At 57.6% G+C, this 15775-nt stretch carries 10 protein-coding genes and 1 tRNA gene; 8 read left to right on the plus strand and 3 right to left on the minus strand.

Features of this window, described 5'->3' with window-relative positions; translation table 11 throughout:
• Positions 1-19 precede the first annotated feature (19 nt).
• Positions 20-1201: an SPOR domain-containing protein gene (locus GRI39_RS06985; RefSeq protein ID WP_160738978.1), complete on the minus strand. Its 1182-nt coding sequence runs from the start codon at positions 1199-1201 to the stop codon at positions 20-22.
• A 282-nt stretch (positions 1202-1483) separates the two neighbouring features.
• On the opposite strand from GRI39_RS06985, the gene GRI39_RS06990 reads away from it, so the two are divergent.
• The gene (locus GRI39_RS06990) at positions 1484-2695 is read left to right on the plus strand and encodes an SPOR domain-containing protein (protein ID WP_160738979.1); all 1212 of its coding nucleotides are present in this window, start codon (positions 1484-1486) and stop codon (positions 2693-2695) included.
• Positions 2696-2723: 28 nt separating this feature from the next.
• On the opposite strand, the gene GRI39_RS06995 is transcribed toward GRI39_RS06990, so the two are convergent.
• Both GRI39_RS06995 and GRI39_RS07000 read right to left on the minus strand, forming a co-directional pair.
• The gene (locus GRI39_RS06995; protein ID WP_160738980.1) at positions 2724-3953 is read right to left on the minus strand and encodes a dihydroorotase; all 1230 of its coding nucleotides are present in this window, start codon (positions 3951-3953) and stop codon (positions 2724-2726) included.
• Entirely contained in the window at positions 3950-5002 is a 1053-nt protein-coding gene (locus GRI39_RS07000; protein WP_160739247.1) for an aspartate carbamoyltransferase catalytic subunit, read from the minus strand. The genes GRI39_RS06995 and GRI39_RS07000 overlap by 4 nt, the downstream gene beginning before the upstream one ends.
• A 122-nt stretch (positions 5003-5124) precedes the next feature.
• Between GRI39_RS07000 and sppA the strand changes: the two genes are divergently transcribed.
• From sppA to GRI39_RS14830, 7 genes are all read left to right on the plus strand, one after another.
• Positions 5125-7008 carry a signal peptide peptidase SppA gene (gene sppA, locus GRI39_RS07005; RefSeq protein WP_160738981.1) on the plus strand — a complete coding sequence of 628 codons (1884 nt, stop codon included), beginning with the start codon at positions 5125-5127 and terminating at the stop codon, positions 7006-7008.
• 103 nt (positions 7009-7111) lie between these two features.
• Positions 7112-7186, plus strand: a tRNA-Val gene (locus GRI39_RS07010).
• A gap of 236 nt (positions 7187-7422) precedes the next feature.
• A complete protein-coding gene (locus GRI39_RS07015) occupies positions 7423-7998 on the plus strand; it encodes a hypothetical protein (RefSeq protein ID WP_160738982.1) in 576 nt (191 codons plus the stop codon).
• A 191-nt stretch (positions 7999-8189) separates the two neighbouring features.
• Complete coding sequence (locus tag GRI39_RS07020) at positions 8190-10682, plus strand: type I restriction-modification system subunit M (protein WP_160738983.1); 2493 nt, start codon at positions 8190-8192, stop codon at positions 10680-10682.
• Entirely contained in the window at positions 10673-11950 is a 1278-nt protein-coding gene (locus GRI39_RS07025) for a restriction endonuclease subunit S (RefSeq protein WP_160738984.1), read from the plus strand. Before GRI39_RS07020 ends, GRI39_RS07025 begins: the two co-directional genes overlap by 10 nt.
• Positions 11943-15038: a type I restriction endonuclease subunit R gene (locus GRI39_RS07030; RefSeq protein ID WP_160738985.1), complete on the plus strand. Its 3096-nt coding sequence runs from the start codon at positions 11943-11945 to the stop codon at positions 15036-15038. Before GRI39_RS07025 ends, GRI39_RS07030 begins: the two co-directional genes overlap by 8 nt.
• Positions 15038-15742 (plus strand): M48 family metallopeptidase, encoded by a 705-nt coding sequence (locus tag GRI39_RS14830; RefSeq protein WP_160738986.1) that lies wholly within the window; start codon positions 15038-15040, stop codon positions 15740-15742. Before GRI39_RS07030 ends, GRI39_RS14830 begins: the two co-directional genes overlap by 1 nt.
• The last annotated feature ends 33 nt before the right edge of the window (positions 15743-15775 follow it).

Raw genomic sequence — 15775 nt, forward strand, 5'->3', positions numbered from 1 at the left:
TGCGCCTGTGTTTATCGCTTTAGTTGGAAGTCACAAGGCAATCCTGCCCTGCTTGCTTGAGCGCATTGCAGGCACTTTGTGCAGCGCCTCGGCTGGCATAGCCGCCAGCCTGCAATTTATTCACCCGACCAGCCGGAACGAGTAATTTGGGATGGCCCCGCAATTCGGGGCGATTGTGCAATTGAGCCCATAAACGCTCTGCATTACCGGGTACCGAGAAAGCTCCAAGCTGCACACGCCATTTCCCGCCAGCCGAGACAGTGCTCACCTGTGCCGAAGCACCTACGGGCCGTGGCTCTTTCGCACCGTCCGGCTTGGAAGCAGGTGCGGGCTTCACAGGTGCAGGCATGGTCCGTTTGGGCGCAGCGGCGACAGTCTGCGCCAGTGCAGTACCATTGCCCTTGGCAAAAAAGGCCCCGGCATCACGAGGGTTTTCCGTACCCTTGGCCAGATGCGCATCTTCCAGCGCTTGTTCAGCCACGGCTATGCTATCGCTGGTGGGAGCAGATGAAGCAGGCGAATGCGCAACGGCACGTGTTTCGGCAGGCTGCGGGGCGCTTGCCTTATTCACCGGCGCATCTTCATTGGCAGCAAGATCAGCAGAGGCCAGCACCTGACGGCGTTGACGATCAGCTTCAGCGCGCATGGAGGAGGCAAGCCCGGCGGCTTCCTGCCTCTGATTCAGAGGGATATAGTCATCCATCTGGGCAATGGCAGGGCGTGCTTGCGGCAATCCTTCGCTATTGGCGAGGGTCAGCAAGGCATAGGCCCGTACCCAGTCCTTTTTCACGAAATCGCCGTTAAAATAGGCAATGCCAAGCAAATATTGCGACCGTGGATCGCCCCGCTTTGCAGCCGCTTCCACCAGTGGCAAAGCTTCTTCCCTCCGGCCATCCTGAAACAACATCAGGCCATATGTATCAGCAGCGCGAATGTGCCCCTTGGCAGCCGCTTGTTTGTAAAGCTGCTCTGCTTGCGCCTTATTCTCCGGCACCCCGCGTCCAAGACGGTAGGCCTGCGCGAGATTAAACAGGGCATCAGCGTCACCTTGGGCAGCAGGTTCACGCCACTCAGCAACGGCGGTGGCATAGTCACCATCGCTCCACGCATCGACGCCATCCTTGACCGTGGCCAGAGCCGGTGCGGCAAAAAGTAAGGACGCGCTAAGCCCCAAGGCAAGACCGCGAAATTTCAACCGCATCACTCTTCCACCCTTATTGAACCGCACCGTATTAACCTGAGGGATTGGCACAGGGCATCACCCCGAGCAAAAACTTTCGGCTTTCTGTTCAGAAGCGGGGCAGTGCACCTATTCCTAAATCCTTATACCCATGGGTTTTTCCGCCCGCGCTTAAGAATAAATTAGGGGTATTTTGGAATGATCCAACACTGAACTTGCAGGTGCTTACGTAAGGTAAGCTCACCTGCCGAACGCGAAAGGGGCAAACTCATTATCGATGCGATAACTTTGGCGCGCTCCGCAATGGTTCGCCATCTCACACTTGCGGCCCTGTGCAGCATTTCGCTTGGCGGATGCACCACGGCTTCTATTGAGCGGGCCGATACTTCAGCCAGCACCGCACAAGTGATGCTGGCTCAGGGCAAACACGGCAAGGCTGTTCGCCACGCCGAAGCGGCCGTGCGGTCTGAACCTAATAACCCCGCCTATCGCGCCATATTGGGCAAAGCCTATCTCGATTCAGGCCGTTTTCTGGCCGCTGCAACAACATTACAAGATGCGCTGACACTGGGCGATCACAGCAACCGCACCACGTTGCAATTGGCGCTGGCATTGATCGGCAGTGGGCAGGCTCCTGCTGCGATAAAGTTACTGGACCAGCGCTCTGACAGTATTGACCCGGCGGATGCGGGCCTTGCCTTTGCCTTGGCGGGCGATACGCGGCGCGGCATTGCCACCTTATCCGTTGCCATCCGTTCTGGCGTAAATAATCCGCGCATCCGGCAAAATCTCGCGCTGGCCTATGCGCTGGCAGGGCAATGGCGTGAAGCAAGGGCACTGGCCGCGCAGGATGTCCCGCCCGATCAATTGGGCACGCGGATGGAACAATGGGCAGCGATGGCCCTCGCCCAGCAACCCGCTCTGCCGATTGCACAACTGCTGGATGTGAAACCTGATTTTAGCGATAGGGGCCAACCGGTAGAGCTTGCTCTGGTACGGGCACACTCCCCCTATCTCGCGCATAATGAAGCGCCACCCTCTGAGCTGGCTAATGTGGAACCCCCACATCACCGTGCCCAAAGGGCCATTCCACAAACCTCTGAAAAGAAGCATGTTTCGGCAGAAGCTGCGCCAGCTTTGGTGGCAGAAACTGCTCCTGCGCAATTCACCAGGAGCGCACCCTTATCCAGCAAAGCTGCCCCTCTGTCTGAGAAAACACCGGCCTCCACCCATCTTATCCAGCTTGGCAGTTTCACGAGTGAAAGCGACGCCCGGCGTGCCTGGGGCAGCTATCAGGCGAAATGGCCTGCCTTGAAAGGGCATGCACTGGTGATGACCAAGGCGCGTGTTTCGGGCAAAACTTACTGGCGTGTCGCAGCAAACGGCTTTGACCAAACAACCGCAGCATCTACCTGCCAGTCCTTCCAGGCTGGCGGCCAAGGGTGCCTCGCTTACAGCAAAGCAAAGCCTTTGCCCGGCACCATCGCCACTGTTGCAACAGTGGCGATGCGCTGAATTTTCCGGGTGCAACAGGTGGTAGCGGTCAATCGACCGCGACGCCGCCTTTCCATAATGCTGTGACCCGGCCCTGAGCAGGTTGCTTGTCAAACGGGGTGTTGCCCGCAGCGGCAGCCATTTTTTCAGAATCCACGATCCATGGCTTTTCAGGCTGGATCAGAGCAATGTCCGCCTCCCAGCCTTCAACTAACGCGCCCGCTTGAACCCCAAGCAATTGGGCAGGCTTAGAGGCCACGAGATCAAAGGCGCGCTCCATCGTGATGGCTCCATCGCGCACCAGCGTCAGCACCATGGCCAGCAGCGTTTCGGCCCCTGCCATGCCTGGTTCTGCATCAGCAAAAGGCAAGCGCTTATCTTCCGGCCCGCGCGGGTCATGGCCTGATGTCACCACATCAATCGTGCCATCGGCGATGGCTTCCACCACCGCCACACGGTCCGCTTCTTCACGCAATGGCGGGGAAAGGCGTGCAAAGGTGCGGAAATCCTTGATCGCAAGATCGGAGAGCATGAAATGCGCCGGGGTGACGCCTGCGGTTACCTTGACCCCACGTTGTTTAGCGGCGCGGATCAGGTCCAGCGCGGATTTCGTGGTGATCTGGCGGAAGTGGAGGCGCGCGCCTGCCAGTTCAGCCAGCGCAATATCTCGGGCAACTGCCAGGGCTTCTGCTTCGCTGGGAGCACTCGGCAGGCCAAGCCGCGTCGCCATCAGCCCGGATGTCGCCACCGCGCTGCCGACAATCCCGGCATCCTCAGCATGGGCCACCACCACAAGATCGAGCATGGCCGCATATTGGAGCAAGCGCAACATAATGCCGCTATCGCCGATCCAGCGCCGTCCAGTCGCCACAGCGCGGGCACCCGCATCGCGCATCAGCGCCAATTCGGCGAGGCTTTCGCCTTCCAGCCGCATAGTGGCACCGGCAAAGGGATGAACCCAGAAATCGGGCTTCCCGCTTTGTGCCGCAAAGCGAACACGTGCCGGATGATCGAGATGGGGCGATTGGTCGGGCATCAGCCCCGCCCTTGTAATGCCACCGAAATGAAACGCCGGCTTATCAACCGCGAAGACGCCGAAATCGACGAGCCCCGGCGCAATCAGTGCGCCTTGGGCATCGACAATGGCATCACCTTCCTGCGGGGTGACATCGCCGATAGCAACAATGCGGCCCGTTTCGCAGCGCAAACCGCCTGGGCGGATGCCATCTGCCAGAACCAGTTTGCCGCCTGTAATGACGAGAGGACGTGGCTGTTTCATACCCATTGCCCCTTTTGAGCCTGCGCATCCCAACCGGGCACTCCGCGAGACCGCCGTGTCAGCACATCGAGGCAGGCCATGCGAATGGCCACACCCATTTCAACCTGATCGGTAATGATCGACCGGCCGGCCAGATCAGCAACATTGCTGTCAATCTCCACGCCGCGGTTCATTGGGCCGGGATGCATGATGATCGCATCATCGCGCGCCCGTTCCAGCCGCTTTTCAGTGAGGCCAAACAGATGGCGATATTCGCGCGGAGACGGGATGAATTGCCCCTTCATCCGTTCATTCTGAAGCCGCAACATCATCACCACTTCAGCCCCATCCAGCGCCGCATCAAAATCATGGAACACGTCCACGCCCATTTCCCCTGCGCCTTCCGGCATCAGGGCAGGCGGCGCGCAAAAGCGCACCTTGGCCCCCAGAGCGGTGAGGCATAGCGCGTTGGAGCGGGCGACGCGGCTGTGCAGAATGTCTCCGCAGATCACTACTTCAAGCCCGTTAAATTCCTCGCGCCCCCGCTCGCGCAATTTTGTGCGCAGAGCCAGCGCATCGAGCAGCGCCTGTGTGGGATGTTCATGTTGCCCATCGCCGGCATTCAAAACCGGGCAATCGACCTTATCCGCAATCAGCGCCACGGCCCCGCTGGACCCATGGCGAATGACAATAGCATCGGCGCGCATGGCGTTCAGCGTCACCGCTGTATCAATCAGCGTCTCCCCCTTCTTCACGCTTGACTGCGCGGCCTGCATATTGACCACATCCGCGCCCAGCCGCTTGCCCGCAATCTCGAACGAGAGCAGCGTCCGGGTCGAATTTTCGAAGAAGGCGTTGATAATCGTCAAACCCGCCAGCGCATCATTATGCTTCTTGGGTTGGCGATTGAGGTGCACCCATTGTTCTGCTTCATCGAGCAGATAATGGATCTGGTGGGTCTGAAGGTGACCAATCCCCAGCAAATCACGATGGGGGAACGCCTGTCCACCGGCCGGATAGTGGCTGGCTGGATAGTGCGTGTAAGGCGAGTTTTGTGGCGTGTCGTTCATTAAAGCCATGCCCTTAATCGAGCGCGGTATGTCGCTCAAGTCGTTTCCGGTGGAACATCACGCAATCCACGCCTAGAACCAAGGAATAGATTTGTGTTTTTGGCTTTTGAGGCGGTTCACATATGAGTTTTGCGGGCAAGGTCTGGCGCCTTTTGGTTGGGATCAAGGATGCACTGGCGCTACTTTTTCTGTTGCTGTTCTTTGGTTTGCTGTTCGCCGCGCTGAGTGTGCGACCCAGCCCGGCCGCTGTTCATGAAGGCGCGCTGCTCCTCGATCTGGATGGCAGTGTGGTCGAAGAACCATCCCTGATCGATCCGCTCAATGCCCTGCTCTCCTCAGCCGTGCCGACCAGGGAATTTGCCGAGCGCGATCTCGTGCGGGCAATTGACAACGCCGCCAAGGATGACCGGATCAAGGCCATCGCACTGGACCTTTCCACCTTCACCGGTGGCGGACAGGTTCATATGCAGAGTATCGGCGCAGCTCTCGATCGTTTCCGCCAAACGAAGAAACCCGTCCTGGTCTACGCTCTGGCCTATACCGATGATTCCCTGATGCTGGCCGCCCATGCCAGCGAAGTGTGGATTGATCCGATGGGTGGCGCAGTCATCTCCGGCCTCGGGGGTAAGCGGCTCTATTATGGCGCTCTGCTCGACAAGCTGAAAATCCACGCGCATGTTTTCCGCGTGGGCACCTATAAAAGCGCGGTTGAGCCTTATATCCGCAGCGACATGTCACCTGCCGCCCGTGAAAATGCAAGCGCCGTCTATGGTTCATTGTGGGAAGAATGGCAGGCGAATGTCAAACAGGCTCGCGCCAAGGCAAATATTGCCATGGCCACCAGCAATATTGACGAATGGGTGAACGCCAGCAAAGGCGATCTGCCGAAGGCCGCCTTGGCCGCAGGCCTTGTAGACCGTATCGGCACTCGTGTTGAATGGGGCCAGAGGATCGCACAGATCGTAGGCGAAGACCGCCTCGACAAAACACCCGGCAGTTTTGCCATGACCGAGCTGGACCCCTGGCTTGCAGCGAACCCCCTTTCCACCAAGGGCAAGCCTATTGGCGTCATCACGATCGCTGGCGAAATCACGGATGGCAATGCTGGCCCCGGTACTGCCGGTGGTGACCGCATTGCCCGCCTGCTGGATGATGCACTTGATAAAGATCTCGCTGGCCTTGTGATCCGTGTGGATTCTCCCGGTGGTTCAGTCACTGGCTCAGAAGAAATTCGCCGCGCCATCATGCGCCAGAAAGCACGGAAAATTCCGATTGCCGTCTCCATGGGGAATGTCGCAGCGAGCGGTGGCTTTTGGGTTTCAACACCGGCTGACCGTATCTTTGCAGAGCCTGAAACCATCACAGGTTCGATCGGCATTTTCGGCATTGTTCCGACGTTTGAAGATACGCTCGCTGATTGGGGCGTGACATCGGATGGCGTCAGCACCACTCCCCTTTCCGGACAACCTAATATGTTGGCAGGCCTCACACCGGAAGCTGAAACCATGATTCAAGCCAGCATTGAAAGCGGCTATGATCGCTTCCTTGGCCTTGTGGCGGCATCACGAGGCAAAACCAAGGAACAGATCAATGAAGTGGCACAAGGCCGGGTCTGGGATGGCGGCACTGCTCGTCAGCTTGGCCTGATCGATGAATTTGGCGATATGCAATCGGCGCTGGATTGGGTGGCTGGGCAAGCCAAATTGAAAGCTGGCGACTGGCACCCGGTCTATCTCGCCGACCCCGTCGATCCGGTCACACAAATCGTCCAGCAAATGCTGAACAGCGATTCCCAGAAAGCCAGCACGGATATGGTCGGCCTTTTCGCAAATCGCGAGAGGCACCTGTCCACACGGGTCATGGCAGATCTGGACAATCTGCTGTCAGCCCGGGGAATGCAGGCGCGCTGCCTCGAATGCAGCACGTCAGACTATGCCCCGGCAGCACCTGACCAAGACAAACCCGGCAGCCTGAAAATGCTGTTGGCAAAGCTGTTTTTCACCTGAGTAGCAATTGAGAGCCCAAAGGGGCGGGATTCCCCTTGCCATTGCCCGGTCAGCATGGCAAAGGCCCGCCCCTGTCCTGAGCGAAGTCAAGCATCGCCAGAACGGGCGCGTAGCTCAGTGGTAGAGCACACCCTTCACACGGGTGGGGTCGCAAGTTCAATCCTTGCCGCGCCCACCATCTTTTCAGAGACTTAGAAGAGATGGGCGATGTTTCCCTGTAAAAAGCCTGTAAAACATGGGTGTTCATGCGCGGACTTTTGCGGCCGCGTTCGGAGCACCATACCGAGGCTGAGTGCGGTGAATCCGACCGGGGCCCAAGGGGGCTTTTAGGCTTTTTTGGTTTGAAGGTGATCAGAACACACCCAAAGTAAGCCAATAACGAGTTGCTAACCATCAGCGTGCGAGACACCGCGAATGAAAGCTCCAGATGCTCATTCGCTCCTGCTCACATGCCAGAACCCTCAGAAAGCTTTGACCGAGTTCGGAGATGCTGTCGCCCGGGGCCGCATCCAGGGGACTGCAACGGTGCTCTACTTGGAAACTGGCCATGCGGGCGAATTCGCTAAAATCAAACGTTATTGGCTGCGCATCGAAGAGCAGACCCAGCAAGCCGCTGTGTGGACTTGGGGTAGAGCTGAACTAGAGAGCCAAGGCGAAAACCCTGCAATACGCTTGAGCGATATTGTGTTCGATGAGGACGCCGTCGAGAGCTTTGTCGCCGAACGAAAACCATCGAAGCCAGAGCGCGGGAAAAAGCGGATTCAGGATGATTGGACGCCGTTCTGGGTAGCGGCAATTCAGCTAGCCAAAGCTGGAAGATTGAATGCTGGAAACTTCCCAACGAAAAAAGCTCTTCATGACCGTCTCCACGTGATGATGGGAGCGACCATGGACATCCAAACGATCAAACCGCTCTCTCGTGTAATCTACGAAGAAGTCTTGCAGCCAAATGCTGTCGAGGTCGAGCAGACGGTGGCCGAGACCGACTAAGCCTTTGAGCGCCAATTGCGCAACCTCCAAGTAGTTGATCCGCGCTGCGTTGGGACTGGACGCGGCTGGAGCCGTGGCGTTATCTGCGAGACAAGCACCTCAAATCAAGCCAGCGGCGAGCAGAGCAATGGCGCGGGTCCTGTCATGGACCAACGAACATCGCGAGCCGAGCAATCGCAGAAAGAACATTCATGGCCGTCAAAAAGTCCGACCTTTATTCATCGCTCTGGGCGTCCTGTAATGAGCTGCGCGGCGGCATGGATTCGACCCAATACAAGGACTACGTCCTTTTCATGCTGTTCATCAAATATGTGTCGGACAAATATGCGAACAGCGACGACATGGAGCCTCCGATCGTCATCCCCGAAGGCGCATCCTTTGATGACATGGTGGCGCTTACCGGTAACCCGGAGATCGGCGATCTCATCAACACTCAGGTCATTCAACCGCTTGTCGAAGCCAACGAACGGCTAGCTCGCACCGACTTTCCGGACTTTAACGATCCGAACAAGCTTGGGGATGGTAGTGAGAAAGAGAAGCGGATCAGCAACCTGATCGCGATTTTCAACAGTCCCGACCTCGACTTCGCGCAGAACCGTGCCGATCACGACGACATCCTTGGAGACGCTTACGAATATCTGATGCGGCACTTCGCGACGGAGAGCGGCAAGAGCAAAGGCCAGTTCTATACGCCGTCCGAAGTCAGTCGCATTATCGCAAAAGTTATCGGCATCTCCCCCCAAAATTCCGTCGCCGGAACCACCGCCTATGACCCTACCTGTGGCTCCGGCTCATTGCTGCTCAAGGTCGCCGCCGAAGCGGGCAAACGGATCACGCTGGAAGGCCAGGAGAAGGATGTAACCACCGCCGGTCTTGCCCGCATGAACATGATCCTGCACGACTTCCCGACCGCAAATATCCTGCCTGGCAATACGCTGACGTCGCCCAAGTTCCTGGAAAACGAGCGCTTGCGAACTTACGATTACGTCGTCGCAAACCCGCCCTTCTCGGACAAGTCTTGGAGCAATGGCTTTTCCTACGACGAAGATGGAGCGGTCGCGGACATTCATAACCGCTTCGTCTGGGGAGCGCCGCCGAAAAAGCAGGGGGACTACGCCTATCTGCTCCATATCATCCGCTCGATGAACAGCACAGGCAAGGCGGTCTGCGTCCTCCCTCACGGCGTCCTGTTCCGCGGCAATGCGGAAGGGCCATTACGTGAGGCGCTGGTGCGGTCTGGCTACCTGAAGGCGATCATCGGGCTCCCGGCAAACCTGTTCTATGGGACGACGATCCCCGCCTGCCTAGTCGTGCTCGATAAAGAAAACGCTGCGGCTCGCCGCGGGATCTTCATGATCGACGCATCCAAAGGGTCTCGCAAGGATGGCCCCAAGAACCGCCTGCGCGAACAAGACATACACCGGATTGTCGACACTTTCCGCAAGGGCGAGACCGCGACGGGATACGCCCGCATGGTCCCGTTCGATGAGATCATGGATGAGCGAAACGCCTTCAACCTGAACCTCGCGCGCTACATCGACACGTCCGAGCCGGAAGATATTCACGATATCGACGCGCATCTCAACGGCGGCATTCCTGCAAGAGATGTGGATGCGCTTCAGCCTTGGTGGGATGTCATGCCTGGCCTTCGCAATGAGCTGTTCGACGATTTGCGGCCCGGCTATCTTGCGATGAAGCTCCCCGCTGAAGCGGTGAAAGATGCGATTAGGGCCGACGCCGAATTCGGGCGGTTCGCGGCCTCGGCCGGAGAAGTCTTTACTGCGTGGCGCGAAAGGACGGATGCGACGTGCCGTAGCTTCGCTGCCGGCGACAATCCGAAAGAGCTGATTGAAGATATCTCCGAGGATTTGCTGGAAGCCTTCCGGGATGTCCCGATGCTCAACCACTATGACGTGTATCAGCACCTGATGGATTACTGGGCTGAGGCCCTGCAGGATGACACTTATCTGATCGCGGCCGTTGGCTGGGTCGATGGCGTGCAGCCGCGCGAAATCGTCAAGCGCAAGGGCAAGAGCGGGAAGATGGAATGGCCCGAGCCGGGTGACTACATGCTGGGCAAACGCCGCTTCACGTCCGACCTGGTTCCGGCGCGGCTCATGGTGGCTCGCTACTTCGCAGCCCAGCAGGCCGCGATTGACGAGCTGGACGCGCACATCACCGAACTGGAGCAGGATCTTGCCGAGCAGATCGAGGAAGGTTGGGGCGAGGACGGCCTGCTCTCCGAGGTGATCGAGGGCGAAGGCGACAAGCAGAAGATCGTGGCCAAGGCGCTCAACGCGCGGATGGAAGCGATCGGCGATGACCCGGATTTCGCAGATGAGCTAGCGGCTCTCGAAGCCTACAAGAAGGGAATGAACGCGCTTGCCCAGACCAAGAAGCAGCGCAAGGCGGCGCAGGACAAGCTCTGGAAGCTGATCCACGCGAAATACGGGAAACTGAGCGCGGACGAGGTCAAGGAACTGGTCGTTGCCGACAAGTGGTTAGCGACAGTCGAGGGTCGGGTTTTCGGCGAAGTGCAGCGCGTCGCCCAAACCCTTGCGTCTCGCGTCCAAACACTCGCAGAACGCTATGCTACGCCGTTACCACGGCTGGAGGAAGAGCTCGAAGCGCTTTCGGCGCGCGTCGCCGGTCATCTAAAAGCCATGAGTGCGGCATGGAATTGAAGCCCGGATACAAGCGTGTCGAAACGGGGGTCATCCCTGAGACCTGGGATTATCGTCCGATATCCGACTACGCTCAACTCGAGAGTGGCCACACACCAAGCAAGAAGGTGGCGGCATATTGGGACGGAACGGTTCCATGGGTGTCACTGCACGACACCTTGGCACTCGAACATACCTTCATCGCCGACACATCAGTTAAGATCAGTGAACTTGGGCTTGCACGATCGTCCGCAAGGCTTCTTCCTGCAGGCACAGTCGTATTTTCGCGCACGGCAACCGTCGGCAAGGCTTCAATAATGACGAAGCCGATGGCCACCAGTCAAGACTTTGCCAACTATATCTGCGGCCCAGACCTCTATAATGAATACCTCGTGCATCTCTTCCGGGCGATGGGGTCGACGTGGCGAAGGTTAATGGCCGGGAGCACGCACAATACGATTTACATGCCGGCGTTCAAGAAACTGCAGATCGTAGCTCCTCCCCTAGCCGAACAAAAGGCAATTGCGGGGGCGCTGGCGGATACGGATGCGATGATTGGGGCGTTGACCAAGCTGCTCGCCAAGAAGCGCGACCTGCGCACCGCCACCATGCAGCGCCTACTCAGCGGAGAGCAGCGACTAGCAGGCTTTTCAGAGCAATGGAGCTTCGCAAAGCTGGGAGATTGTTTAACTGCGCCGCCTAGCTATGGCATCAATGCGCCCGCAGTTCCTCTCTCTGACACCCTGCCCCGATACATTCGTATTACGGACATTACGGAAGAAGGTGATTACCTTCCTAAGCCGCCGGTGAGCGTGGAATCGCACAACACTCGCTACGTTCTAAAACCAGGCGACATAGTTTTTGCAAGAACCGGCGCCACGACTGGCAAAACCTATCTATACGACCCAGAAGATGGGCAGCTTGTATACGCGGGATTTCTGATTTTAGCCCGTCCCAATCCTGAAAAACTAGTATCGAAATTTCTTGCTGCCTACACCACTACTAGATCCTATTGGAATTGGGTGAAAACTGTTTCCATGCGCAGCGGGCAACCCGGTATAAACGGCCAACAGTTCGCTCGCTTGGAGATCCCTTTGCCACCCGTCGATGAGCAACTGGCTATCGCAGAAGTCATAACGGCGGCAGATCAGGAACTCGCTTTGCTAAAGGCTCGAATTAAGAAAACTCAGTCGCTCAAGCAGGCAATGATGCAGGCGCTTTTGACGGGCCGCGTGCGTCTTGCAATTGAGAATGTTGAAGACGCCACCAAGGAGCTTGTCGATGTTTGACCGGCCCCGCAGCGAACGGGTGACGCAGGACCGCCTGGTGCGCTTCATCACTGAGCCCGAAGCGACCGGCGGTCTCGGCTATGATTATCTCGGTGACTGGTCCAAGCGCGACAAGAACCGCTGCGTCGAGCCCGAGCTTTTACGCGCAAACTTGATTGCGCGCGGTTACACGTCTGACGAGATCAACGCGGCGCTGACCAAACTGATGCAGGCGATCGAGGTCACCGGAACCACGCTCTACCAGGCGAACATGCGCACCTACACGCTGCTGCGCTATGGAGTGGACGTCCAGACCTCAGCCAACGAGCCCTTCAAGACAATCCATCTGGTCGACTGGGATAACCCGGACACCAACGACTTCGCTTTGGCAGAAGAGGTGACCATTAGGGGCGGCCACGAGCGGCGTCCCGACCTCGTAGTATACCTGAACGGGCTTGCAGTCGCTGTAATCGAATTAAAGCGCTCCTCTGTCGAGATCGGCGATGGGATCCGGCAGCTGATCTCCAACCAAGAAGAGATATTCAACGCCCCGTTCTTCGCCACCGCGCAATTGCTGCTCGCCGGCAACGACACCCAAGGGCTGCGCTATGGAACAATGAGAACGCCCGAAACCTACTTCGTGGAATGGCGTGACGAGGACCCGCCAACCGACGATCTCGCTCCAGGTGCTTTGCTGGACCGGCCAGTTGGTCAGATGCTGCGCAAGGAGCGCCTTCTCGACCTGATCCGGCACTTCGTCATTTTCGACGCCGGCCAGAAGAAGGTGCCACGGCAGCATCAGTTCACCGGCGTAAAGTTGGCCCAGGAACGGCTGGCAAAACGCGAAGGCGGCGTGATCTGGCACTCGCAGGGTTCGGGCAAGAGTATCCTCATGGTGCTGCTGGCCAAGTGGATACTAGAACACGATCCCGATGCGCGTGTCCTCATCGTTACTGACCGGGACGAACTCGATAAGCAAATCGAGGGCGTGATGCGAAACGCCGGTGTCACCGCAGCCGATGCACCCTCTCCGCGGGTGACGAAGCGGGATCAATTCGTGAGCTGGCTTCGTTCCCCCTCGCCCCGCCTGATCTGCGCACTGATCCATAAATTCGACACGACCGACCTATCGGGTCCGCCGCCAAAGGTGCACGGCCGGTTCTACGTCTTCGTGGACGAGTGTCACCGCACGCAGGGCGGTGACATGAACAAACAGATGAAGCGTTGGTTGGAGGGTGCGATCTTCGTAGGCTTCACCGGCACGCCGCTCCTGAAGAAAGACCGGCAGACCACGCGAGACGTGTTCGGGACCTACATCCATACCTACAAGTTTCAGGAAGCCGTGCGGGACAAGGTGGTCCTCGACCTGAAATACGAAGCCCGCGACGTGCCGCAGAAAATGACGGACCCAGCTGCCATCGACGCTTGGTTCGAGAAGCAGACTAAGGGCCTGAACAAATATCAGAAGGCAGTTCTTCGCAAGCGGTGGGCGAGGATGGAAGAGCTACTCAGTTCGACAGGTCGCAAACAGCGTATCGTTGCTGAGATCGTCAAGGACTTCGATCTCAAGCCTCGCCTGTCAGATGATCGCGGCACAGCGATCCTAGTCGCCGATTCCATTCGCGATGCATGCGAATACTTCCGGCTTTTTCAGGGCACCCGTCTGGCTGGCCAAGTGGGGATCGTCACCTCATTCGAGCCGAACCACAACGCGGTCTCCCGTGAACCTGCAAAGAGCGATGAACGCTACAAATTCGACACTTACACGAATTTTGTGCTCGCGAGCGGTCAGAGCACCGGAGCCTATGAAACGGAGATCAAGCGACGGTTCATCGATGAGCCAGCGAACATGAAGCTGATCATCGTCGTCTCAAAGCTTCTCACCGGCTTCGATGCCCCAAGTTGCACCTACATCTATCTCGACGACACGCTGCGCGATCACAATCTTTTTCAGGCGATCTGCCGCACCAACCGACTCGATGGCGACGATAAGGAATATGGCTACATTGTCGACTTCAAGGAGCTGTTCGGGAAGGTCCAAGAGGCAATCGCAATCTACAGCTCCGACGAGCTCGATGTCGACCAAGGGGACGGCGGCGACAATAACGTCACGATCAAGGAATGGCTCGAAGAAGGTAAGGCGCGGCTGGATGCTATCCGCGAGGAACTGCACTATTTATGCGAACCCGTTCCGCCGCCTCGCGAGGTCGAGCAGTTCCTGCGATATTTCTGCGGCGATGCCGGTAGCCCCGAGGCGCTGCTAGAGACGGAACCGTTGCGGATCGCCTTCTACAAGTCGGTTGCCTCGTTCGTGCGAGCGTATGGTGCGCTGGCCGCCAACCTAGAAGAGGCGGGATACTCAGCGACAGAGCAGGCCGAGATAGTTGGAGAAGTCGAGGCGTATGCGGACTTGCGCGCAGCGGTCAAGCGACACTCGGGAGAGGAGCTCGACATCAAGCCCTACGAGGCGGACATGCGGCATCTCCTGAACACTTACATTGAGGCAGAGGCGGCCAACACTCTTGGAACGCTCTCCAAGGTATCGCTCACCGAAGCGATCATTGAAACCGGAATCCACGATGCCATTGCCAAACAGCTCAACGAGAAAGGCAAGCTTTCGAAGAACGCGATCGCCGAGGGGATCATCAATAATATCCGCAAGACGATCATCCGCGAGCAACTAACCGATCCGCGCTTCTATGAGGAGATGTCCAAACTGCTCGAGGACCTAATCAAGCATGCTCGCGAGAGTGCGGAGGCCTACGAAGAGTTTCTTCGCGAAGCCGAGGAACTGGTTCGGAAGCTAGCGGAAAAGGAAGCCGATCCGGGGCTACCGGCGGTGCTTCAAGGCAACCGTGAAGCCGCTGTGATCTACAGCAACTTGACAGCGCTCCCGGCAACGACATTCGTTTGTCCGTCAGATGATGATGAAAGAGCAAATCTAGCACTCGAAGTGGACATCGCTGTCCGCGAGCGCGCGCCCGCAGGATGGAAAGGCGATCCCATCCGAGAAAAGGAAGTTAAAAACACACTGTTCCCCCTCTTCGACCGCGACCGTGATGCTACCATGGCGATCTTCAAAATCATCAAGAGCCAACCGGGGTATTGATGGTCGAGACAATCGAAATCGCTGACTTGTCGATCGCAGTGACCCGAAAGGCAGTGAAGAATGTCCACCTTTCAGTTCATCCTCCGGAAGGTCGCGTCACACTCGTTGCACCGACTGACACACGGATCGAAGTGGCTCGCGCCTACGCCATTACACGCCTAGGCTGGATACGAAAGCAGCAGGAGCGATTCCGGGGCCAAGTTCGCGAGTCACCGCGGCGGTTCGTGACACGCGAAAGCCATTATCTTTGGGGAAGGCGTCACCTCCTAAAGGTCGAAGAGCGCGAAGGTCGACAAGGTGTGACCGTTGACCATCGAACCATCCATCTTTGTGTCAGGCCTGGGTCAGACGCATCAAGGCGGGCCGAGATCATTCATCGGTGGCACCTCGGTCTTTTGCACCAAGCCCTCCCGCCCATAATCAAAAAATGGGAGCCGCGTTTGGGCGTAACCGTCGAACATTACTTCCTCCAACGAATGAAAACGAAGTGGGGCAGTTGTAACGCTGCGCAGCGCACGATTAGATTGAACACCGAGCTCGTGAAGAAGCCCCGCGACCTACTTGAATACGTAGTGGTCCACGAAATGATCCATATTCTCGAACCAACCCATAGCCCGAAATTCTTCGAACTTCTCACAAAGAACTATCCGAACTGGGCCGAGGCTCGCCTAGAACTGAACGAGCTTCCGGTCCCTGCCATGTAGGCAAAGAGCTTTCTGGCGCGAGCTTAATTTCGA

It is taken from the genome of Altericroceibacterium indicum (assembly GCF_009828105.1).
In the GTDB taxonomy this organism is placed as follows: domain Bacteria; phylum Pseudomonadota; class Alphaproteobacteria; order Sphingomonadales; family Sphingomonadaceae; genus Altericroceibacterium; species Altericroceibacterium indicum.

What these genes read in the sequence shown, in the direction of transcription:
- GRI39_RS06985 (WP_160738978.1), bottom strand. Translation starts at nt 1,201, where the DNA reads ATGCGGTTGAAATTTCGCGGTCTTGCCTTGGGGCTTAGCGCGTCCTTA.
- GRI39_RS06990 (WP_160738979.1), top strand. Translation starts at nt 1,484, where the DNA reads ATGGTTCGCCATCTCACACTTGCGGCCCTGTGCAGCATTTCGCTTGGC.
- GRI39_RS06995 (WP_160738980.1), bottom strand. Translation starts at nt 3,953, where the DNA reads ATGAAACAGCCACGTCCTCTCGTCATTACAGGCGGCAAACTGGTTCTG.
- GRI39_RS07000 (WP_160739247.1), bottom strand. Translation starts at nt 5,002, where the DNA reads ATGAACGACACGCCACAAAACTCGCCTTACACGCACTATCCAGCCAGC.
- sppA (WP_160738981.1), top strand. Translation starts at nt 5,125, where the DNA reads ATGAGTTTTGCGGGCAAGGTCTGGCGCCTTTTGGTTGGGATCAAGGAT.
- GRI39_RS07015 (WP_160738982.1), top strand. Translation starts at nt 7,423, where the DNA reads ATGAAAGCTCCAGATGCTCATTCGCTCCTGCTCACATGCCAGAACCCT.
- GRI39_RS07020 (WP_160738983.1), top strand. Translation starts at nt 8,190, where the DNA reads ATGGCCGTCAAAAAGTCCGACCTTTATTCATCGCTCTGGGCGTCCTGT.
- GRI39_RS07025 (WP_160738984.1), top strand. Translation starts at nt 10,673, where the DNA reads ATGGAATTGAAGCCCGGATACAAGCGTGTCGAAACGGGGGTCATCCCT.
- GRI39_RS07030 (WP_160738985.1), top strand. Translation starts at nt 11,943, where the DNA reads ATGTTTGACCGGCCCCGCAGCGAACGGGTGACGCAGGACCGCCTGGTG.
- GRI39_RS14830 (WP_160738986.1), top strand. Translation starts at nt 15,038, where the DNA reads ATGGTCGAGACAATCGAAATCGCTGACTTGTCGATCGCAGTGACCCGA.